Annotated in this window: 20 protein-coding genes; 19 read left to right on the forward strand and 1 reads right to left on the reverse strand. The window is 53.2% G+C overall.

Going from position 1 to position 21,024, the window contains the following annotated elements:
* The first annotated feature begins 325 nt into the window (after positions 1 to 325).
* From mnmG to AC6I8K_RS00095, 19 genes are all read left to right on the forward strand, one after another.
* Positions 326 to 2,215, forward strand: coding sequence for a tRNA uridine-5-carboxymethylaminomethyl(34) synthesis enzyme MnmG (gene mnmG / locus AC6I8K_RS00005; protein WP_064738314.1), 1,890 nt, complete (start codon positions 326 to 328; stop codon positions 2,213 to 2,215).
* 47 nt (positions 2,216 to 2,262) lie between these two features.
* A complete protein-coding gene (gene rsmG, locus AC6I8K_RS00010) occupies positions 2,263 to 2,880 on the forward strand; it encodes a 16S rRNA (guanine(527)-N(7))-methyltransferase RsmG (RefSeq protein ID WP_497826036.1) in 618 nt (205 codons plus the stop codon).
* 713 nt (positions 2,881 to 3,593) lie between these two features.
* Positions 3,594 to 3,974 (forward strand): F0F1 ATP synthase subunit I, encoded by a 381-nt coding sequence (atpI, locus tag AC6I8K_RS00015; RefSeq protein WP_064738312.1) that lies wholly within the window; start codon positions 3,594 to 3,596, stop codon positions 3,972 to 3,974.
* Positions 3,975 to 3,982: 8 nt separating this feature from the next.
* Positions 3,983 to 4,801 carry a F0F1 ATP synthase subunit A gene (gene atpB, locus AC6I8K_RS00020; RefSeq protein WP_007893608.1) on the forward strand — a complete coding sequence of 273 codons (819 nt, stop codon included), beginning with the start codon at positions 3,983 to 3,985 and terminating at the stop codon, positions 4,799 to 4,801.
* Positions 4,802 to 4,850: 49 nt separating this feature from the next.
* On the forward strand, positions 4,851 to 5,090 hold the full coding sequence (gene atpE, locus AC6I8K_RS00025; RefSeq protein WP_003849523.1) for a F0F1 ATP synthase subunit C: 240 nt from the start codon (positions 4,851 to 4,853) through the stop codon (positions 5,088 to 5,090).
* A gap of 107 nt (positions 5,091 to 5,197) precedes the next feature.
* The gene (gene atpF, locus AC6I8K_RS00030; protein ID WP_007893603.1) at positions 5,198 to 5,668 is read left to right on the forward strand and encodes a F0F1 ATP synthase subunit B; all 471 of its coding nucleotides are present in this window, start codon (positions 5,198 to 5,200) and stop codon (positions 5,666 to 5,668) included.
* Between the two features lie 14 nt (positions 5,669 to 5,682).
* Positions 5,683 to 6,216, forward strand: a complete 534-nt coding sequence (atpH, locus tag AC6I8K_RS00035) for a F0F1 ATP synthase subunit delta (protein ID WP_064738311.1) — start codon at positions 5,683 to 5,685, stop codon at positions 6,214 to 6,216.
* Between the two features lie 14 nt (positions 6,217 to 6,230).
* Positions 6,231 to 7,772: a F0F1 ATP synthase subunit alpha gene (atpA, locus tag AC6I8K_RS00040; RefSeq protein ID WP_064738310.1), complete on the forward strand. Its 1,542-nt coding sequence runs from the start codon at positions 6,231 to 6,233 to the stop codon at positions 7,770 to 7,772.
* A gap of 52 nt (positions 7,773 to 7,824) precedes the next feature.
* Complete coding sequence (atpG, locus tag AC6I8K_RS00045; RefSeq protein WP_007893596.1) at positions 7,825 to 8,691, forward strand: F0F1 ATP synthase subunit gamma; 867 nt, start codon at positions 7,825 to 7,827, stop codon at positions 8,689 to 8,691.
* A 63-nt stretch (positions 8,692 to 8,754) separates the two neighbouring features.
* Positions 8,755 to 10,152: a F0F1 ATP synthase subunit beta gene (atpD, locus tag AC6I8K_RS00050; RefSeq protein WP_007893594.1), complete on the forward strand. Its 1,398-nt coding sequence runs from the start codon at positions 8,755 to 8,757 to the stop codon at positions 10,150 to 10,152.
* A 24-nt stretch (positions 10,153 to 10,176) separates the two neighbouring features.
* Positions 10,177 to 10,596 (forward strand): F0F1 ATP synthase subunit epsilon, encoded by a 420-nt coding sequence (locus tag AC6I8K_RS00055; RefSeq protein ID WP_008106717.1) that lies wholly within the window; start codon positions 10,177 to 10,179, stop codon positions 10,594 to 10,596.
* Positions 10,597 to 10,759: 163 nt separating this feature from the next.
* Positions 10,760 to 12,130, forward strand: coding sequence for a bifunctional UDP-N-acetylglucosamine diphosphorylase/glucosamine-1-phosphate N-acetyltransferase GlmU (gene glmU, locus AC6I8K_RS00060; protein ID WP_483816488.1), 1,371 nt, complete (start codon positions 10,760 to 10,762; stop codon positions 12,128 to 12,130).
* 129 nt (positions 12,131 to 12,259) lie between these two features.
* Positions 12,260 to 14,089 (forward strand): glutamine--fructose-6-phosphate transaminase (isomerizing), encoded by a 1,830-nt coding sequence (glmS, locus tag AC6I8K_RS00065; protein WP_064738308.1) that lies wholly within the window; start codon positions 12,260 to 12,262, stop codon positions 14,087 to 14,089.
* Positions 14,090 to 14,265: 176 nt separating this feature from the next.
* Positions 14,266 to 15,309, forward strand: coding sequence for a phosphate ABC transporter substrate-binding protein PstS (gene pstS / locus AC6I8K_RS00070; RefSeq protein WP_064738307.1), 1,044 nt, complete (start codon positions 14,266 to 14,268; stop codon positions 15,307 to 15,309).
* Between the two features lie 74 nt (positions 15,310 to 15,383).
* A complete protein-coding gene (gene pstC, locus AC6I8K_RS00075; protein WP_061719978.1) occupies positions 15,384 to 16,346 on the forward strand; it encodes a phosphate ABC transporter permease PstC in 963 nt (320 codons plus the stop codon).
* On the forward strand, positions 16,343 to 17,230 hold the full coding sequence (pstA, locus tag AC6I8K_RS00080) for a phosphate ABC transporter permease PstA (RefSeq protein ID WP_064738306.1): 888 nt from the start codon (positions 16,343 to 16,345) through the stop codon (positions 17,228 to 17,230). Before pstC ends, pstA begins: the two co-directional genes overlap by 4 nt.
* Before the next feature lie 43 nt (positions 17,231 to 17,273).
* A complete protein-coding gene (gene pstB / locus AC6I8K_RS00085) occupies positions 17,274 to 18,047 on the forward strand; it encodes a phosphate ABC transporter ATP-binding protein PstB (RefSeq protein WP_007893584.1) in 774 nt (257 codons plus the stop codon).
* Positions 18,048 to 18,061: 14 nt separating this feature from the next.
* On the forward strand, positions 18,062 to 18,796 hold the full coding sequence (phoU, locus tag AC6I8K_RS00090; protein WP_007893583.1) for a phosphate signaling complex protein PhoU: 735 nt from the start codon (positions 18,062 to 18,064) through the stop codon (positions 18,794 to 18,796).
* A gap of 119 nt (positions 18,797 to 18,915) precedes the next feature.
* On the forward strand, positions 18,916 to 20,154 hold the full coding sequence (locus AC6I8K_RS00095) for an MFS transporter (protein ID WP_497826037.1): 1,239 nt from the start codon (positions 18,916 to 18,918) through the stop codon (positions 20,152 to 20,154).
* An 89-nt stretch (positions 20,155 to 20,243) separates the two neighbouring features.
* Here the strand turns inward: AC6I8K_RS00095 and yieH are convergent, their stop codons facing one another.
* Positions 20,244 to 20,906, reverse strand: a complete 663-nt coding sequence (gene yieH / locus AC6I8K_RS00100) for a 6-phosphogluconate phosphatase (protein WP_064738304.1) — start codon at positions 20,904 to 20,906, stop codon at positions 20,244 to 20,246.
* Positions 20,907 to 21,024 lie beyond the last annotated feature (118 nt).

The raw sequence follows: 21,024 nt of genomic DNA on the forward strand, positions 1-21,024 counted from the left end.
CCAGTAGTTATCCAAATAACAACCGCTGTTTCTTTTTTAGGCTGTGTATAAGTGTCCATTTTGATCCCAGCTTATACGGATCAGGATCACCGATCATTCACAGCTAATGATCCTTTCTAATCGACTGTTTAACCTGTTCTTTTCGGGGTTATCAACAACCTGGGGCGATCCTAATAGTAGATCTAACAGAGAGATCATATAAAAGAATTAAAGATCCTTTATTTAAAACCTCAGGATCCCGCGACTTTCGCCGCCGACATAATTTCAGTAGAATCCACCGCCCAGGGCAACGATCCCTGTCCGAACACTAACGAGGACCCACTTCATGTTTTATCCAGATCCTTTTGACGTCATCGTAATCGGTGGTGGTCATGCGGGCACAGAGGCCGCGATGGCCGCCGCTCGAATGGGTCAGCAAACCCTGTTACTCACCCATAACATTGATACGCTTGGACAAATGTCCTGTAACCCGGCGATCGGTGGTATCGGGAAAGGACATCTGGTGAAGGAAGTGGATGCCTTAGGCGGTTTGATGGCCACGGCAATTGACCAAGCGGGTATCCAGTTTAGGATACTAAACGCGAGCAAAGGCCCAGCCGTTCGTGCCACGCGTGCTCAAGCTGACCGTGTACTGTATCGCCAGGCGGTACGCACTGCGTTAGAGAACCAGCCGAACCTGATGATCTTCCAGCAGGCGGTTGACGATCTGATTGTGGAAAACGATCGTGTCGTCGGTGCGGTGACGCAGATGGGCTTGAAGTTCCGCGCCAAAACGGTGGTGCTGACCGTCGGGACGTTCCTCGATGGCAAAATTCATATTGGCCTTGATAACTACAGCGGTGGCCGTGCTGGCGATCCGCCATCCATCCCGCTGGCAAAACGCCTGCGTGCGCTGCCGCTGCGTGTTAACCGTCTGAAAACCGGTACGCCGCCTCGTATCGATGCACGCTCAATCGATTTTTCGGTGTTGGCACCACAGCACGGCGATAATCCGATGCCGGTGTTCTCGTTCATGGGCAAGGTTTCACAGCACCCACAACAAGTGCCGTGCTGGATCACTTACACCAACGAACAGACGCATGATGTGATCCGCAATAATCTCGATCGCAGCCCAATGTACGCCGGGATCATCGAAGGTATTGGTCCACGTTATTGTCCGTCGATCGAAGATAAAGTGATGCGCTTTGCCGATCGTAATGCACACCAGATCTTCCTGGAGCCAGAAGGCCTCACCAGTAACGAGATCTACCCGAATGGTATCTCCACCAGCCTGCCGTTTGACGTACAGATGCAGATCGTGCGTTCGATGAAAGGGCTGGAAAATGCGAAGATCATCCGTCCGGGTTATGCCATTGAGTATGATTTCTTCGATCCACGCGATCTCAAACCGACGCTGGAAAGCAAATTTATCCACGGCCTGTTCTTTGCCGGGCAGATCAATGGCACTACCGGCTACGAAGAAGCGGCAGCGCAAGGTTTGCTAGCCGGTCTGAACGCCGCACGCGCTTCAGCGGACAAAGAGGGCTGGGCACCACGTCGCGATCAGGCTTACCTTGGTGTGCTGGTCGACGATCTCTGCACGCTCGGTACCAAAGAGCCGTACCGCATGTTTACATCGCGCGCGGAATACCGCTTGATGCTGCGTGAGGATAACGCCGACTTGCGTTTGACCGAAGCCGGTCGCGAACTGGGTCTGGTCGATGATGCACGCTGGGCGCGCTACAACCAGAAACTGGAGACGATTGAGCAAGAACGTCAGCGCCTGCGCGATCTGTGGGTGCATCCAAAATCGGACAACGTGGCTGAAGTCAACGCTGTTATCAGCGCGCCGCTCACCAAAGAAGCCAGCGGCGAAGATCTGCTGCGTCGTCCAGAGATGACTTATCCATTGCTGACTTCACTCGCCAGCTACGGTCCGGCACTGCCTGATGAGCAAGCCGCTGAGCAAGTGGAGATTCAGGTAAAATACGAAGGTTATATTGCGCGTCAGCAGGAAGAGATTGATCGCCAGCAGCGCAATGAAAACACCTTGTTGCCTGTCGAGCTTGATTATCGTCAGGTGAATGGGCTGTCGAATGAAGTGATCGCGAAACTCAACGATCACAAACCGACCTCCATTGGCCAGGCTTCACGTATTTCGGGTATCACACCTGCGGCTATTTCAATTCTGCTGATTTACCTGAAAAAACAGGGCCTGCTGCGTAAAAGCGCCTGATAGACTTTGGGGCGAGGCAACTCGCCCCCGTTAATGGAATTCTCTTCGTGATCAACAAACTCTCCTCGCTGCTGAAAGCGGCAAACATTTCGCTTACCGATCAACAAAAACAACAGTTGGTTGGCTATGTTGAGTTGCTGCATAAGTGGAATAAGGCCTATAACCTGACATCAGTGCGTGACCCGCAGCAAATGCTGGTGCGTCATATTCTCGATAGCGTAGTGGTTGAGCCGCATTTGCAGGGCGAACGCTTTATTGACGTGGGGACCGGCCCGGGCTTACCCGGCATTCCGTTAGCCATTGTGCGCCCGCAATCTCATTTCACTTTGCTGGATAGCCTCGGCAAGCGCGTGCGTTTTCTGCGTCAGGTACAACATGAGTTAGGACTTACTAACGTCACGCCAGTGCAGAGCCGCGTTGAAGAGTTCCCCTCCGAGCCGCCATTTGATGGTGTTATCAGCCGAGCATTTGCCTCACTGGACGATATGCTGAACTGGTGCCACCATTTGCCGGGCCGTGAAGGGCGCTTTTATGCCTTGAAAGGGGTGCGACCGGATGATGAAATTTCAGCGCTACCGAGTGGATTCGTGGTGGAGAAAATTCAGCCATTGCTGGTACCTGAACTGGATGGCGAACGCCATCTGGTGATCATTACTCGTCAATAGCCTTTTAAACGGTATGGAATTACGCCAATTCATACCGTTTGCCTTAGTTGTTCTGCTGAATAAAAAAGCAGCGATTGAACACTTTCAGACAAACGCTTTTATTTAGCAGGGCAGGGTAAGGGAGTTAACATCCGCGACGGAAATTATCCGAAAAGCTCTGTTACATTTAACGATTAATTCACATTTCATTATCACTTAGATCACTTCACAGCGTGTATTTACCCAACCGAATAATCACTGGGGAAAATATAACTTTGCAATAAGTTGGCGTGCGTAATATCACTTTTACGTTTTTATTGCAGAGCATGATGTCAATAGAGTGTTTTTATCGAAAATCAGCGTGTAGCGCTTGGGTGATAATTTTAATTCTTTGATAATGAAATGCTTTAAGCAATTTTGAAATCGTATAATTCTTGTCTGAAACAAATTCGCTAGCTTAATCCTTGTTTATTATGTGATCTAAAGCACGCTTTAAAAGCAAGTCGATTGGGCAATTTCAGACTTTCAGCGAAGCATTGTTGGAAGTGGATGTTTTGAAAAATAGCCCTTCAGAAAGAAATTTAAATAATTGTTCACCTTTTCGCTACTTACCGATTGAAATCGCAGGTGGCGCCCGTATAATTTGCACGGCTTTTGCTGCTTGACTCAAATGAGTAAAGGCAGTCTTATACGACACGCGACATACCCCGTTCGGGGCAGGAGAGTTCAGCGTCATGTCAGTGTCTCTTTACAGTGTGAAATTAGCCCGGGCCGTGCTGATCATTCAGCTGGTGACCTTTGTCATCATCGGTGCGCTCTTTACCCTGAAAGAGGTCACCTGGGGCGCCTCCGCCATCGCCGGTGGAGTGGCAGCCTGGCTGCCGAACGTGTTGTTTATGTTTTTAGCCTGGCGCCTGCAGGATCAAACGCCTGCGAAAGGACGTGTTGCCTGGAGCTTCGCCCTCGGTGAAGTGTTGAAGGTGTTCACAACCGTCATTTTCCTTGCGGTGGCGTTGGGTGTGTTTGGAGCGGTCTTCTGGCCACTCGCAATCACGTGGTTATCGGTGCTGGTGGTGCAGATCGTCGCTCCGGCTGTAATTAACAACAAAGGGTAAGAGGCATCATGGCTGCTGGAGAAATCTCTACTCCGCAAGAATACATAGGTCACCACCTGAATAACCTTCAGTTGGACCTGCGTACTTTCGAGTTGGTGAATCCGCACGACGCTCCCGCGACGTTCTGGGTATTAAATATCGATTCCATGTTTTTCTCTGTGGTGCTGGGACTTATTTTCCTGGTGTTGTTCCGCAAAGTAGCTAAAAGCGCTACCAGCGGTGTTCCAGGGAAATTACAAGCGGCTATCGAACTGGTTGTCGGTTTCGTTGATAACAACGTGCGCGACATGTACCACGGTAAAAGCAAACTTATCGCCCCGCTGGCTCTGACGATTTTTGTCTGGGTCTTCCTGATGAACTTCATGGATCTGCTGCCTATCGATTTGCTGCCGTTTATCGGCGAGCACTATTTAGGCCTGCCGGCGCTGCGCGTCGTGCCGTCTGCAGACGTGAACATCACGCTGTCTATGGCGCTGGGCGTATTTATTTTGATTCTGTTCTACAGCATCAAAATGAAAGGCATTGGCGGCTTCACCAAAGAGTTGACGCTGCAGCCTTTTAATCACCCGATCTTCATCCCCATTAACCTGATTCTTGAAGGTGTTAGCCTGCTGTCCAAGCCTGTTTCACTGGGTCTGCGACTGTTCGGTAACATGTATGCGGGTGAGTTGATCTTTATCCTGATTGCCGGCTTGCTGCCGTGGTGGTCGCAGTGGTTGTTGAATGTGCCTTGGGCCATTTTCCACATCCTGATCATTTCGCTGCAGGCTTTCATTTTCATGGTCCTCACGATCGTCTATCTGTCGATGGCATCTGAAGAACATTGATTTTTATCTCAACACTTAAGCTTTTAACTGAAACAAACTGGAGACTGTCATGGAAAACCTGAATATGGATCTGCTGTACATGGCTGCCGCTGTGATGATGGGCCTGGCGGCAATCGGTGCTGCGATCGGTATCGGCATCCTCGGAGGTAAATTCCTGGAAGGCGCCGCGCGTCAACCGGATCTGATCCCTCTGCTGCGTACGCAGTTCTTTGTTGTAATGGGTCTGGTGGATGCAATCCCGATGATCGCTGTAGGTCTGGGTCTCTATGTGATGTTTGCTGTCGCTTAAACCTGGTAGCCTTGTTCACTCATGGCACCTGGTGTGATGAGGGACGGATTCTGCCGTTTATCTCTGATAGCGGCAGAGCAAGTTAACTTAATAAGAGGCATTGTGCTGTGAACATTAATGCAACAATCCTCGGCCAGGCCATCGCGTTCATTCTGTTTGTCGCGTTCTGCATGAAGTACGTATGGCCGCCGATTATGGCTGCCATCGAAAAGCGCCAGAAAGAAATTGCTGAAGGCCTTGCTTCTGCTGAGCGCGCGAAGAAAGATTTAGATCTCGCGCAGGCCAATGCGACCGACCAGCTGAAAAAAGCGAAAGAAGACGCTCAGGTCATTATCGAGCAGGCGAACAAACGCCGTGCCCAGATTCTGGACGAAGCGAAAACTGAAGCTGAGACTGAACGTAACCGCATCGTGGCACAGGCGCAGGCAGAAATTGATGCCGAGCGTTCGCGTGCCCGTGAAGAGCTGCGTAAGCAAGTCGCGTTGCTGGCATTAGCTGGCGCCGAGAAAATCATCGAACGTTCCGTGGATGAAGCTGCTAACAGCGACATCGTTGATAAACTGGTCGCTGAACTGTAAGGAGGGAGGGGCTGATGTCTGATCTGATTACTGTAGCTCGCCCCTACGCCAAAGCAGCTTTTGACTTTGCTGTTGAGCATCAAAGCATCGATCGCTGGCAATCAATGCTGGCGTTTGCCGCAGAAGTGGCTCGCAACGAACAGATCGCAGATCTTCTTTCCGGTGCGCTTGCACCGGAAGCTTTGTCTGCTTCTTTCATTGCAGTTTGTGGCGATCAACTTGATGAAAACGCCCAGAACCTGATTAAGGTAATGGCCGAAAACGGACGTTTGACAGCGCTTCCAGCCGTACTGGCTCAGTACATTCAACTGCGTGACGCTTATGAAGCGACAGCCGAAGTTGATGTGATTTCTGCCAGCACGCTGAGTGACAGTCAGCTGGCTAAAATCAGCGCCGCGATGGAAAAACGTCTGTCACGTAAAGTTAAGCTGAATTGCAAAATTGATAAGTCTGTAATGGCAGGTGTGGTTATCCGTGCGGGTGACCTGGTCATTGATGGCAGCGTACGCGGCCGTCTTGATCGTCTGGCAGACGTCTTGCAGTCTTAAGGGGACTGGAGCATATGCAACTGAATTCCACCGAAATCAGCGAACTGATCAAGCAGCGCATTGCTCAGTTCAATGTCGTGAGTGAAGCTCACAACGAAGGTACTATTGTTTCTGTAAGTGACGGTATCATCCGCGTACACGGCCTGGCCGATGTTATGCAGGGTGAGATGATTGCCCTGCCGGGCAACCGTTACGCTATCGCACTGAACCTCGAGCGTGACTCGGTTGGTGCAGTAGTGATGGGCCCGTATGCTGACCTCGCGGAAGGCATGAAAGTGAAATGTACGGGTCGTATTTTAGAAGTTCCAGTTGGCCGTGGCCTGCTGGGTCGTGTAGTGAACACCTTGGGTGCTCCGATCGACGGTAAAGGCGCAATTGACAACGACGGCTTCTCGCCTGTTGAAGTGATCGCACCGGGTGTTATCGACCGTCAGTCAGTAGACCAGCCTGTTCAGACCGGTTACAAATCTGTCGATGCGATGATTCCAATCGGCCGTGGCCAGCGTGAGCTGATCATCGGTGACCGTCAGACCGGTAAAACTGCAATGGCAATCGACGCCATCATCAACCAGCGTGATTCAGGCATCAAATGTGTCTACGTTGCGATTGGTCAGAAAGCGTCAACCATTTCTAACGTGGTTCGCAAACTGGAAGAGCATGGCGCGCTGGCTAACACCATCGTCGTTGTGGCTTCTGCTTCTGAATCTGCAGCACTGCAGTACCTGTCACCGTACGCCGGTTGTGCGATGGGTGAGTACTTCCGTGACCGCGGTGAAGACGCACTGATCGTGTACGATGACCTGTCTAAGCAGGCTGTTGCTTATCGTCAGATTTCTCTGCTGCTGCGCCGTCCACCAGGTCGTGAAGCATTCCCTGGCGATGTGTTCTATCTCCACTCTCGTCTGCTGGAGCGTGCATCACGCGTTAGCGCTGACTACGTTGAGCGCTTCACCAACGGTGAAGTGAAAGGCCAGACCGGTTCATTGACCGCGCTGCCAATCATCGAAACTCAGGCGGGTGACGTTTCTGCGTTCGTTCCGACCAACGTAATCTCGATTACTGATGGTCAGATCTTCCTGGAATCTAACCTGTTCAACTCCGGTATTCGTCCAGCCGTTAACCCGGGTATCTCTGTATCCCGTGTTGGTGGTGCTGCACAGACCAAGATCATCAAGAAACTGTCCGGTGGTATTCGTACCGCGCTGGCACAGTATCGTGAACTGGCTGCGTTCTCTCAGTTCGCTTCCGATCTGGACGATGCAACGCGTAAACAGCTGAGCCACGGTCAGAAAGTGACCGAGTTGCTGAAACAGAAACAGTATGCGCCGATGTCAGTCGCGCAACAGGGTCTGGTGCTGTTTGCTGCTGAGCGCGGCTATCTGAACGATGTTGAACTGGCGAAAGTCGGCAGCTTCGAAGCCGCTCTGCTGGCGTTCGCGGATCGCGATCACGCTGAGCTGATGGCTGAAATCAACCAAGCGGGTAACTTCAATAACGAAATCGAAGAGAAGCTGAAAGGCCTCCTCGAAACGTTTAAAGCAACCCAGTCCTGGTAATGTCTGGCGGCTTGTCTGAAAAGGCAGGCCGCAAGGCTTTGAGGAGAAGCTAATGGCCGGCGCAAAAGAAATACGTAGTAAGATCGGAAGCGTAAAAAATACGCAGAAGATCACCAAAGCGATGGAAATGGTCGCCGCCTCCAAAATGCGTAAAACGCAGGAACGCATGGCGGCCAGCCGTCCGTATGCAGATACCATGCGCAAAGTGATTGGTCACCTTGCACTGGGTAATCTGGAATACAAGCACCCTTACCTGGATGAGCGTGACGTTAAGCGCGTCGGCTACCTGGTCGTTTCGACTGACCGCGGGCTTTGTGGTGGTTTGAACATTAACCTGTTCAAAAAATTGCTGGCAGATATGAAAGGCTGGGCAGATAAAGGCGTACAGAGCGATCTGGCCGTTATCGGTTCGAAAGGCAATTCATTCTTCGGCTCTGTAGGTGGCAACATTGTGGCTCAGGTCACCGGTATGGGCGATAAGCCTGCACTGTCTGATTTGATTGGCCCGGTAAAAGTGATGTTGCAGGCCTATGATGAAGGTCGCATCGACAAGCTGTATATCGTTGCCAACAAGTTTAATAACACCATGTCTCAGACTCCGACCATTACCCAACTGCTGCCGTTACCGCCAGCGGAAGGTGAAGAAGAGATGAAGGCGAAGACCTGGGATTACCTGTACGAACCCGATCCGAAAGCGCTGCTGGATACCCTGCTGCGCCGTTATGTCGAATCGCAGGTTTATCAGGGTGTGGTGGAAAACCTGGCCAGTGAGCAGGCCGCACGTATGGTTGCGATGAAAGCTGCAACCGATAACGGCGGAAACCTGATCAAAGAGCTGCAGTTGGTTTACAACAAAGCTCGTCAGGCCAGCATCACCCAGGAACTTACCGAGATCGTCTCGGGAGCCTCCGCGGTTTAACCAGGCATATATCCTGTCGCGCGAGCGCGGCTGGGTATTTTCGTATTAGGTAGAGGATTCAAGATGGCAGCTGGAAAGATTGTCCAGATTATCGGCGCCGTAGTTGACGTCGAATTCCCTCAGGACGCGGTACCGCAGGTATACAGCGCTCTCGAGGTGAAAAATGGTGATGCTCGTCTGGTGCTGGAAGTTCAGCAGCAGCTGGGTGGTGGCGTGGTTCGTACCATCGCCATGGGTACTTCTGACGGCCTGAAGCGCGGTCTGGAAGTTACTGACCTGAAAAAACCTATCCAGGTTCCGGTTGGTAAAGCAACCCTCGGCCGTATCATGAACGTATTGGGTGAGCCAATCGACATGAAAGGCGACCTGCAGAATGACGACGGCAGCGCATTAGAGGTTTCCTCTATTCACCGCGCAGCACCTTCTTATGAAGATCAGTCTAACTCGCAGGAACTGCTGGAAACCGGCATCAAGGTTATCGACCTGATGTGTCCGTTCGCGAAGGGCGGTAAAGTCGGTCTGTTCGGTGGTGCGGGTGTTGGTAAAACCGTAAACATGATGGAGCTGATCCGTAACATCGCGGCTGAGCACTCAGGTTATTCGGTCTTTGCTGGCGTGGGTGAGCGTACTCGTGAGGGTAACGACTTCTACCACGAAATGACTGACTCCAACGTTATCGATAAAGTAGCGCTGGTGTATGGCCAGATGAACGAGCCGCCGGGTAACCGTCTGCGCGTAGCACTGACCGGTTTGACCATGGCGGAAAAATTCCGTGATGAAGGCCGTGACGTTCTGCTGTTCATCGACAACATCTATCGTTACACCCTGGCCGGTACTGAAGTATCAGCACTGCTGGGTCGTATGCCATCTGCGGTAGGTTATCAGCCGACGCTGGCAGAAGAGATGGGTGTGTTGCAGGAGCGTATTACCTCCACCAAGACCGGTTCAATCACCTCTGTACAGGCCGTTTACGTTCCTGCGGATGACTTGACTGACCCGTCACCAGCAACCACCTTTGCTCACTTAGACTCAACCGTTACGCTGAGCCGTCAGATCGCATCTCTGGGTATCTACCCAGCCGTTGACCCGCTGGATTCTACCAGCCGTCAGCTGGATCCACTGATCGTGGGTCAGGAGCACTATGACGTTGCGCGTGGCGTGCAGTCTCTGCTGCAGCGTTACCAGGAACTGAAAGACATCATCGCCATCCTTGGTATGGACGAGCTGTCTGAAGAAGACAAACTGTTGGTGGCACGTGCGCGTAAGATTCAGCGCTTCCTGTCGCAGCCGTTCTTCGTTGCTGAAGTCTTCACCGGTTCTCCAGGTAAGTACGTCACGCTGAAAGACACCATCCGTGGCTTCAAAGGCATCATGGAAGGCGAATTCGACCACCTGCCAGAGCAGGCGTTCTACATGGTCGGCGCTATCGAAGAAGCCGTAGAAAAAGCGAAGAAACTGTAATTTAGGTTTCCCAGGAGGAATGGTATGGCTATGACTTATCATCTGGACGTGGTCAGCGCGGAGCAACAAATGTTCTCCGGTCTGGTCGAGCGCATCCAGGTGTCAGGTAGCGAAGGTGAGCTGGGTATTCGTCCTGGCCACGCCCCGCTGCTGACAGCCATCAAGCCTGGTATGATTCACATCGTGAAACAGCACGGCGAAGAGGAGTTTATTTACCTCTCTGGCGGCGTGCTGGAAGTTCAGCCTGGCAGCACCACCGTTCTGGCCGACACCGCGATTCGCGGTGAAGACCTCGACGAAGCGCGCGCGCTGGAAGCGAAACGTAAAGCAGAAGAGCACATGAACAGCAGCCACGGCGACGTGGACTATGCTCAGGCTTCTGCGGAACTGGCGAAAGCCATCGCGAAACTGCGTGTCATCGAGCTGACCAAAAAAGCGATGTAATCAGGCTTTATGCGTCACGAAATGCCAGCCCTTTGGGTTGGCATTTTTTTTGCCTGAATTTTGCCGCCATGCGCTTACCTCCGCTAATTTCGACCCGAGAAAAATGTAGTAATCTCAGGGCTAAACCTTACACTTTCGAAAGTTGAAGAGAATCAGGATAGATATGTCTACGAACGCGATGAGTGTGGTGATCCTGGCCGCTGGCAAAGGCACCCGAATGTATTCCGACCTGCCCAAAGTGCTGCACACCCTTGCAGGTAAACCCATGGTCCAACATGTGATTGATGCCGCAACCGGTTTGGGCGCACAGCAGATCCATCTGGTTTATGGTCACGGCGGAGATTTACTCAAGTCGACGTTAGCGGATAACGCACTCAACTGGGTGTTGCAGGCAGAACAGCTCGGCACCGGCCACGCGATGCAGCAGGCCGCGCCCTTCTTTGCCGATGACGAAGATATTCTGATGTTGTACGGCGATGTGCCGCTGATCTCGCAGGCCAGCTTGCAACGTCTGCGCGACGCGAAACCGGCGGGTGGCATTGGCTTACTCACCGTGGTTCTGGATAATCCAACCGGCTACGGACGTATTGTGCGTGAAAACGGCACGGTGACCGGCATTGTTGAGCAGAAAGATGCTTCGCCAGAACAGCTGAAAATTCAGGAGATTAATACCGGCATCCTGATTGCCAATGGCGGCGATCTCAAGCGCTGGCTGGCGCAGCTCAATAACAATAATGCGCAAGGCGAATTCTATATCACCGATATCATCGCCATGGCACACCACGAAGGCCGCGTGATCAATGCGGTGCATCCGGCGCGCATCAGCGAAACCGACGGCGTCAACAACCGCCTGCAGCTGGCAACGCTGGAGCGTGTTTACCAAAGCGAGCAGGCAGAAAAACTGTTGCTTGCAGGAGTGATGCTGCGCGATCCGGCGCGTTTCGATCTGCGCGGTTCACTGCAACATGGCCGCGATGTTGAGATCGACACCAACGTGATCATCGAAGGTAAGGTTACGCTCGGCAACCGCGTCAAAATCGGTGCAGGCTGCATCATTAAAAACAGCGTGATTGCTGACGACTGTGAAATCAGCCCTTACTCGGTGATCGAAGATGCCACGTTAGCCGCCGCCTGTACGGTTGGACCTTTTGCACGTCTGCGTCCGGGCAGTGAATTGGCGGAAGAAGCGCATGTTGGCAACTTCGTAGAAATGAAGAAAGCCACGCTCGGCAAAGGTTCTAAAGCTGGCCATCTCTCTTATCTTGGCGATGCGGAAATTGGCGCGGGCGTAAATATTGGCGCAGGCACCATTACCTGTAATTACGATGGCGCCAACAAGTCCAAAACCATCATCGGCGACAACGTGTTTATTGGTTCGGACACCCAGCTGGTGGCGCCTGTCAGCGTGGCGAGCGGTGCCACCATTGCGGCTGGCACCACCATAATGAAAGATGTGACAGCTGCTGACCTGGTCTATAACCGTAAAGAGCAGAATCAAAAGTCTGGCTGGCAGCGTCCGGCGAAGAAGAAATAAATTTTAAAGGCCGACAACGATCGGCCTGTTAGCAGTGCCATAAAAAATATCCCCACTCTCTACAAGGCTCGGGGAAATCAGGTCGTATGACAACGCAATGGCCGAAAGCCATGAAGTCAGGAAATTACTATGTGTGGAATTGTTGGTGCAGTAGCGCAGCGTGATATCGCAGAAATTCTGCTGGAAGGTTTGCGTCGTCTTGAATATCGCGGTTATGACTCCGCCGGTCTGGCGGTGGTCGATCGTCAAGGCCACATGACGCGCCTGCGTCGTCTCGGCAAAGTGCAAAACCTGGCGGAAGCAGCAGAACAACAGCCGCTGATTGGCGGCACGGGCATCGCTCACACGCGTTGGGCGACACACGGTGAGCCGTCAGAGGCCAATGCGCATCCGCATATTTCTGAGCACATTATCATTGTGCACAACGGCATTATTGAGAACCATGAGCCGCTGCGCGCGCAGTTGCTTGAGCGCGGCTACCGCTTTGCCTCAGAAACCGACACCGAAGTGGTGGCGCATCTGGTGCATTGGGAGCAGAAGCAGGGCGGCACGCTGCGTGAAGTGGTGTTGCGTGTCATCCCGCAGCTGCGCGGTGCGTATGGCATGGTGATCATGGACAGCCGCGATCCTTCACTGCTGGTGGCAGCCCGTTCCGGCAGCCCGCTGGTGATTGGCCGTGGCGTGGGTGAAAACTTTATTGCTTCCGATCAGCTGGCCTTGCTGCCGGTGACGCGTCGCTTCATCTATCTGGAAGAGGGTGATATTGCCGAAATCACCCGCCGCGAAGTCACCATTATCGATCGTGACGGTAAAACGGCTAAGCGCGCCGAAATCGAATCGACCGCACAGTACGATGCCGGTGATAAAGGCATTTATCGTCACTACATGCAGAAAGAGATTTATGAGCAGCCAAACGCGATTAAAAACACCTTAACCGGTCGTTTTAATCACGGCGAAGTCGATCTCAGCGAGCTGGGTCCGGATGCTGAAAAGCTGCTGAGTCAGGTCGAGCATATTCAGATCATCGCCTGCGGCACGTCATACAACTCCGGCATGGTATCGCGTTACTGGTTCGAATCGCTGGCCAACATTCCCTGTGATGTGGAAATCGCCTCTGAATTTCGCTATCGCAAATCAGCGGTGCGTAAAAATAGCCTGCTGATCACGCTGTCACAATCCGGGGAAACCGCCGATACGTTGGCGGCGCTGCGTCTGTCGAAAGAACTGGGTTATCTCGGTTCGCTGGCGATCTGTAACGTGGCCGGTTCATCGCTGGTGCGTGAGTCTGATTTGGCGCTGATGACCAAAGCCGGCACTGAAATTGGCGTTGCTTCAACCAAAGCCTTCACCACGCAGCTCGCGGTATTACTGATGCTGGTGGCGAAACTCGGTCGTCTGCACGGCATGAAAGCCGAAACCGAGCACGAAATTGTGCACGGATTGCAGGCGCTGCCAAGCCGCATCGAGCAGATGCTGGCGCAGGATAAAGTGATCGAAAATCTGGCGGAAGGTTTCTCGGATAAACATCACGCGCTGTTCCTTGGCCGTGGCGATCAGTATCCGATCGCTATGGAAGGCGCGCTGAAGCTGAAAGAGATTTCCTATATCCACGCAGAAGCCTATGCGGCGGGCGAGCTGAAGCACGGCCCGCTGGCGCTGATCGATGCCGATATGCCAGTGATTGTAGTCGCGCCAAACAATGAACTGCTCGAGAAGCTGAAATCCAATATTGAAGAGGTGCGCGCGCGCGGCGGTTTGCTGTACGTGTTTGCCGATCAGGATGCCGGTTTCAGCGACAGCGATGGCATGAAAATCATCTCTCTGCCGCACGTAGAAGAGGTGATAGCACCGATCTTCTATACGGTGCCGCTGCAACTGCTTTCGTATCACGTGGCGTTGATCAAAGGCACTGACGTTGACCAACCGCGTAACCTGGCGAAATCAGTTACCGTTGAATAATCAGTCACAAGAGTGGGCCCGCAATGGGCCCGCTTCATTTCTGCGCACTGTCATATAACTGTCATATTTCGTACATTTCACTGTCATCAAACTGTCCTATTTTCCCTCCAGCAGCAATCACTAACTCCTACTAAAAAGGCATTGAGCCTGATTTTTTTGAATCCCCTGGAGGGAACATGACACTGATGCGTAGCACCGTAGCCCGAATCCTCGCCGCCACCTTCGCCGTAAGCGCGGTATCTGCTTTTGCAGCAACCGATCTGACTGGCGCAGGCGGGACATTCCCGGCGCCGGTTTATGCCAAGTGGGCAGCCGAGTACCAGCAAGCCACCGGTAGCAAAGTTAACTATCAGGGAATTGGTTCTTCAGGCGGCGTGAAGCAAATCATTGCTAAAACCGTCGATTTCGGTGCGTCTGATGCGCCAATGAAAGAAGAAGATCTGCAGAAAAACGGCCTGTTCCAGTTCCCTACCGTCATCGGTGGTGTGGTGCTGGCGGTTAACATCCCAGGTGTGAAATCAGGTGAATTAACCCTCGACGGTAAAACCGTGGGTGATATCTACCTCGGCACCATCAAAAAGTGGAACGACCCGGCGATCACTAAACTGAACCCAGGCGTGAAACTGCCCGATTCCAACATCAACGTGGTTCGCCGCGCTGACGGTTCCGGTACGTCATTCGTCTTCACCAGCTACCTGGCGAAAGTGAACGAAGAGTGGAACAGCAAAATCGGTAAAGGTAACACCGTTAACTGGCCAACCGGCCTCGGCGGTAAAGGTAACGACGGTGTGGCCGCCTTCGTGCAGCGTCTGCCGGGTTCAATTGGCTACGTGGAATATGCTTACGCTAAGCAGAACAACCTGACCTACACCAAACTGGTTGATGCCGACGGTAAAGCGGTAGCACCAAGCGAAGAGAGCTTTGCTAATGCAGCGAAAGGCGCAGACTGGAGCAAAACCTTCGCTCAGGATCTGACCTTCCAGAAAGGCAACGATGCATGGCCGATCACCTCAACTACCTTCATCCTGATTTACAAAGATCAGGCGAATGCGGAGAAAGGTAGCGAAGTGCTGAAGTTCTTCGACTGGGCTTACAAAGGTGGCAGCAAAACCGCCACTGACCTGGATTATGCCGCGCTGCCTGAAAGCGTAGCAAACCAGATTCGTGCAGCGTGGAAAGCCAACATTAAAGATAGCGCCGGCAAAGCGCTGTACCAGTAACTGATCTATCCGGCTACTCCAATGGGCGGCGTCATGAATGCCGCCCTGATATCCTCCTGAGAACAGAGAATTCTATGGCTGCCACTAAGCCGACGTTCAAAGCCCCCGGTAAACAAGGCGACATGATTTTCGGCGCACTGGTCAAACTGTCTGCGCTTATTGTGTTGCTGTTGATGGGCGGCATTATCGTCTCCCTGATTTTCTCCTCCTGGCCAAGCATCCAGAAATTTGGTTTCTCTTTCCTGTGGAACAAAACCTGGGATGCGCCAAACGAACAATTTGGTGCGCTGGTACCGATTTACGGCACCCTCGTCACCTCGATTATCGCCTTGATCATTGCCGTGCCGGTGAGCTTCGGCATTGCGCTGTTCCTGACTGAACTGGCGCCAGGCTGGCTGCGTCGCCCGCTGGGCACCGCCATTGAATTGCTGGCAGCGATTCCCAGCATCGTTTACGGCATGTGGGGCCTGTTTGTTTTCGCCCCGCTGTTCGCCGAATATTTCCAGACGCCGGTTGGCAATGTGATGTCGAATATCCCGATTGTCGGCACGCTGTTCTCTGGCCCGGCTTTTGGTATCGGTATTCTTGCGGCGGGCGTGATTCTCGCCATCATGATCATTCCTTACATCGCCTCGGTAATGCGTGACGTGTTTGAGCAAACGCCGGTAATGATGAAAGAGTCGGCTTACGGTATCGGCTGTACCACGTGGGAAGTGATCTGGCGCATCGTGCTGCCCTTCACCAAAAACGGTGTGATCGGTGGCGTCATGCTCGGTCTGGGGCGCGCGTTGGGTGAAACCATGGCGGTGACTTTTATCATCGGTAACACCTACCAGCTGGATAGCGCCTCGCTGTTTATGCCCGGTAACAGCATTACCTCCGCGCTGGCCAACGAATTCGCCGAGGCGGAATCCGGTGTCCACGTCGCCGCGCTGATGGAGTTGGGCCTGATTCTGTTCGTGATTACCTTTATCGTGCTGGCGATCTCCAAACTGATGATCCTGCGACTGGCGAAGAGTGAAGGAGCCCGTTCATGACCGTTATTGAAGTGCAGGCTCGCGCTGAGCTGGAAGCCTCGCGCCGCAAAATGCAGGCGTGGCGCAGTACCAAAAACAAAATTGCCCTGACGCTGTCGCTGATGACCATGGCCTTCGGCTTGTTCTGGCTGGTGTGGATTTTATTCACCACCGTCACGCGCGGTGTTGATGGGTTGAGCTGGTCACTGTTTACCGAATCGACCCCGCCGCCCAATACGGCTGGCGGCGGTTTAGCGAATGCCCTGGTCGGCAGCGGTTTACTGATTTTCTGGTCAACGATCATCGGAACGCCGCTCGGCATCATGGCCGGGATTTATCTGGCGGAATATGGCCGTAAACACTGGCTGGCAGAAGTGATTCGCTTCATCAACGACATTCTGTTGTCTGCCCCGTCGATTGTGGTCGGCCTGTTCGTCTACACCATTGTGGTGTCGCAGATGCAGCACTTCTCTGGTTGGGCCGGTGTGGTTGCGCTGGCGCTGCTGCAAATCCCGATTGTGATTCGCACCTCCGAAAACATGCTGCGTCTGGTGCCAGATAGCATGCGTGAAGCGGCTTATGCGCTGGGTACGCCGAAGTGGAAGATGATTTCAGCGATTACGCTGAAAGCCTCGGTTTCCGGCATCATCACCGGTGTGCTATTGGCCGTGGCGCGTATCGCCGGTGAAACCGCACCGCTGCTGTTTACTGCGCTGTCGAACCAGTTCTGGAGCACCGACATGATGCAGCCGATTGCTAACCTGCCGGTCACCATTTTTAAATTCGCCATGAGCCCATTTGCCGAGTGGCAAAGCCTGGCGTGGGCGGGTGTGCTGATTATTACAGTGTGCGTGCTGCTGCTGAACATTGTGGCGCGTGTGATTTTCGCCAAGGGCAAACACTAATTTCCCGGCGCGGCTTCGGCGGCGCTGCATATGAGAGACGAGAATGAGTAACGTGACTTCATCAGCCGGTAAAATTCAGGTCCGTAATCTGAACTTCTATTACGGTAAGTTTCACGCGCTGAAAAACATTAACCTGGATATCACTAAAAACCAGGTCACCGCGTTTATCGGCCCCTCAGGCTGCGGTAAATCGACTTTGCTGCGCACCTTCAACAAAATGTACTCACTCTATCCAGAGCAGCGTGCAGAAGGTGACATCCTGCTGGATGGCGATAACATTCTGGCTTCAAATCAGGATATCGCCCTGCTGCGTGCGCGTGTCGGCATGGTGTTCCAGAAGCCTACGCCGTTCCCAATGTCGATCTACGACAACATCGCTTTTGGCGTGCGTCTGTTTGAAAAGCTGTCGCGTGCCGATATGGATGAACGCGTGCAGTGGGCGCTGACCAAAGCCGCGCTGTGGAATGAAACCAAAGACAAGCTGCATCAGAGCGGTTACAGTCTTTCCGGCGGCCAGCAGCAACGTTTGTGTATCGCCCGCGGCATCGCGATTCGTCCGGAAGTGCTGCTGCTGGATGAGCCGTGTTCAGCGTTGGATCCGATCTCTACCGGTCGTATCGAAGAGCTGATCACCGAGCTGAAGCAGGATTACACCGTGGTGATCGTTACCCACAACATGCAGCAGGCCGCGCGTTGTTCTGACCATACCGCTTTTATGTATCTGGGCGAGCTGATTGAGTTTAGCGATACCGATACCTTGTTCACTAAGCCCGCACAGAAGCAGACCGAAGATTACATCACCGGTCGTTACGGCTGATTCAGGAGACGCACATGGATAATTTAAATCTGAACAAACACATCTCCGGTCAGTTCAATGCGGAGCTGGAGCACATTCGCACGCAAGTGATGATCATGGGCGGCATGGTTGAGAAGCAGCTGATGGATGCCATCACCGCGATGCACAATCAGGATGGCGAGCTGGCACGTCACGTCATTGACGGCGACCAGAAGGTCAACATGATGGAAGTGGAGATTGATGAAGCCTGCGTGCGCATCATCGCTAAGCGCCAACCCACCGCCAGCGATTTGCGTCTGGTGATGGCGATCATCAAGACCATTTCTGAGCTGGAACGCATTGGTGACGTGGCAGAGAAAATCAGCCGCACCGCGCTGGAGAAGTTCAGCCAGCAGCACCTGCCGCTGCTGGTGAGCCTCGAAGCGCTTGGGCATCATACCGTGCAGATGCTCCATGATGTGCTGGATGCATTTGCGCGCATGGATCTGAACGAAGCCATCAAAATCTATCGCGAAGATAAGAAGGTAGATAAAGAGTACGAAGGCATCGTGCGTCAGCTGATGACGTACATGATGGAAGATCCGCGCACTATCCCAAGCGTGTTGACCGCGCTGTTCTGCGCACGCGCCATTGAGCGTATCGGCGATCGCTGCCAGAACATCTGCGAAATTATCTTCTATTTCGTCAAAGGTCAGGATTTCCGCCATGTGGGCGGCGACAAGCTGGATGAACTGCTATCGGGCGATGACGGCAGCAATAAACCCTCTTGATTGACGCTTTAGCGGCCCGTTGCCACTGTGGTTAACGGGCTGCCTGCTTAAATTCTGTCTGTTCTCGGCGATTCCCTCTCTTTATACTTGGCGCACTTTTTTCTGCAAGGTGCTGCTGCATGTCCTCCCCACTCCCTAAAAAACAAGCCATTACACCGGCAAAAGCGATGCTGGCTGCCATCAGCGGCTACGCGATGGACGGATTTGATCTGCTGATTCTCGGCTTTATGCTGCCAGCGATCAGCGTTTCGATGGCGCTCGATCCTTCTCAGGCCGGTTCCCTGGTCACCTGGACGCTGATCGGCGCAGTGATCGGCGGCATCGTGTTTGGTCATCTCAGCGATCGCTATGGCCGCATTCGCATTCTTACCGTCACTATTTTAGTGTTCTCGGTTTTCACCGGGTTGTGTGCAGTGGCGCAAGGTTATTGGGATCTGCTGGCGTATCGCACACTGGCGGGCGTGGGATTAGGCGGTGAGTTCGGCATCGGCATGGCGCTGATCGCTGAAGCCTGGCCGAAAGAGAAGCGCAACCGCGCCTCAGCGTGGGTGGGCATTGGCTGGCAGCTTGGTGTGCTGCTGGCGGCCTTTATTACGCCGCCGCTGCTGAGCGTGATTGGCTGGCGCGGGATGTTTCTCGTTGGTTTGTTACCGGCGCTGGTGTCATTTGTGATTCGTCGAAGCATGGGCGAGCCGGAAGGCTTTACCCGCCACGTTGAGAAAACGCCGCAGCTCTCTTTCGCTGCGCGTAGTAAATTGCTGTTCGCCGATCGCGCGACCAGCAAAGCCAGTCTGGGGATATTCATCCTTTGCTCAGTGCAAAACTTTGGTTATTACGGGCTGATGATCTGGATGCCGAGCTATCTGTCATCCAACTTTGGCTTCAGCCTGACAAAATCTGGCGTGTGGACGGCGGTAACGGTCGTCGGCATGACATTCGGTATCTGGCTGTTTGGCGTGCTGGCCGATCGCTTCGCACGCTGGAAAATCTTCCTGCTGTACCAGTTCGGCGCGGTGGTGATGGTGGTGGTGTATGCGCAGCTGCGCGATCCCACGGTGATGCTGTTTACCGGCGCGCTGATGGGGATGTTTGTGAACGGCATGATTGGCGGCTACGGCGCGCTGATTTCTGACACCTTCCCGACGCAGGCCCGCGCCACGGCGCAGAACGTGTTGTTCAACCTCGGACGCGGCGTGGGTGGCTTTGGTCCGCTGGTGATTGGTTTGCTGGCGACCAACATCTCCTTTACCGCCGCGATTACGCTGCTGGCACTGATCTATCTGCTGGATATCGCCGCCACGCTGTTCCTGCTGCCGAAGAAGCAGAGTAACGAAGATTCGTTAGGGGCGATTGGCTAATGTTGGTGGTCGCCATGAATGGCGACCCTACAATTGAAGAGTGCACGAACGTAGGGTCGGCATTTATGCCGACCTGGCTGAACACCGCACTATCCCACCAAATCCCAGCCGCGCGCACGCCACAGATCCGGCAATTGCGCCATATCGTCAAAGCGCGTCACCAGCGGATGATCTAACTCAGGATTGTGCGCATCGGCGCAGTAGTAAAACACCGGAATCCCGGCCGCGATGCCCGCGCGTGCGCCTGCCTCGGAATCATCCACCAGAATGCACTTCTCAATCGGCACCTGCATCTGCTCGGCGGCGTGATACATCAGCTCTGGATCTGGCTTCCAGTGGTTAATGTCATAACCGCTGTACAGCTTCTCTTCGAAATACGGCAGCATGCCGGTTAATCCCAGCGAATGTTGCATCTTCTTAACCGTACCGTTTGAAACCACGCACATCGGCACTTTCACGCACTCCACCAGCGCTTTGGCACCGGCAATCGGCTGCAAATCGAGATCAAACAATCGCGCCACTTCGGCGCGATAGGCGGCTTCCACTTCTTCGAGCGGCAACTCAACCTGATGTGCTGCCGCAACATCGCGGATGATGTCGTAAAGCTTGACCCCTTTATACTGCTCAAACATCTGCTGTAGAGAGCATTCAATACCGTAGCGGGCAAAGGTGTTGACGTAAGATTGCGTACAGATCACTTCGCTGTCGACCAGCGTGCCGTCGCAATCAAAAAAAATACATTCAACCGACATTGCACATCATCCTTTTGTTAAACAATAAGCTGACACTCTAGCGCACTGAGCGCAGAAAGCGACCCTGAGCAACCGGTTGCGAAAAATCAGTGTTTTGCCGCGCTAAACTCTATACGAT

Source organism: Pantoea sp. X-Soil-ISGK-421 (assembly GCF_059730785.1).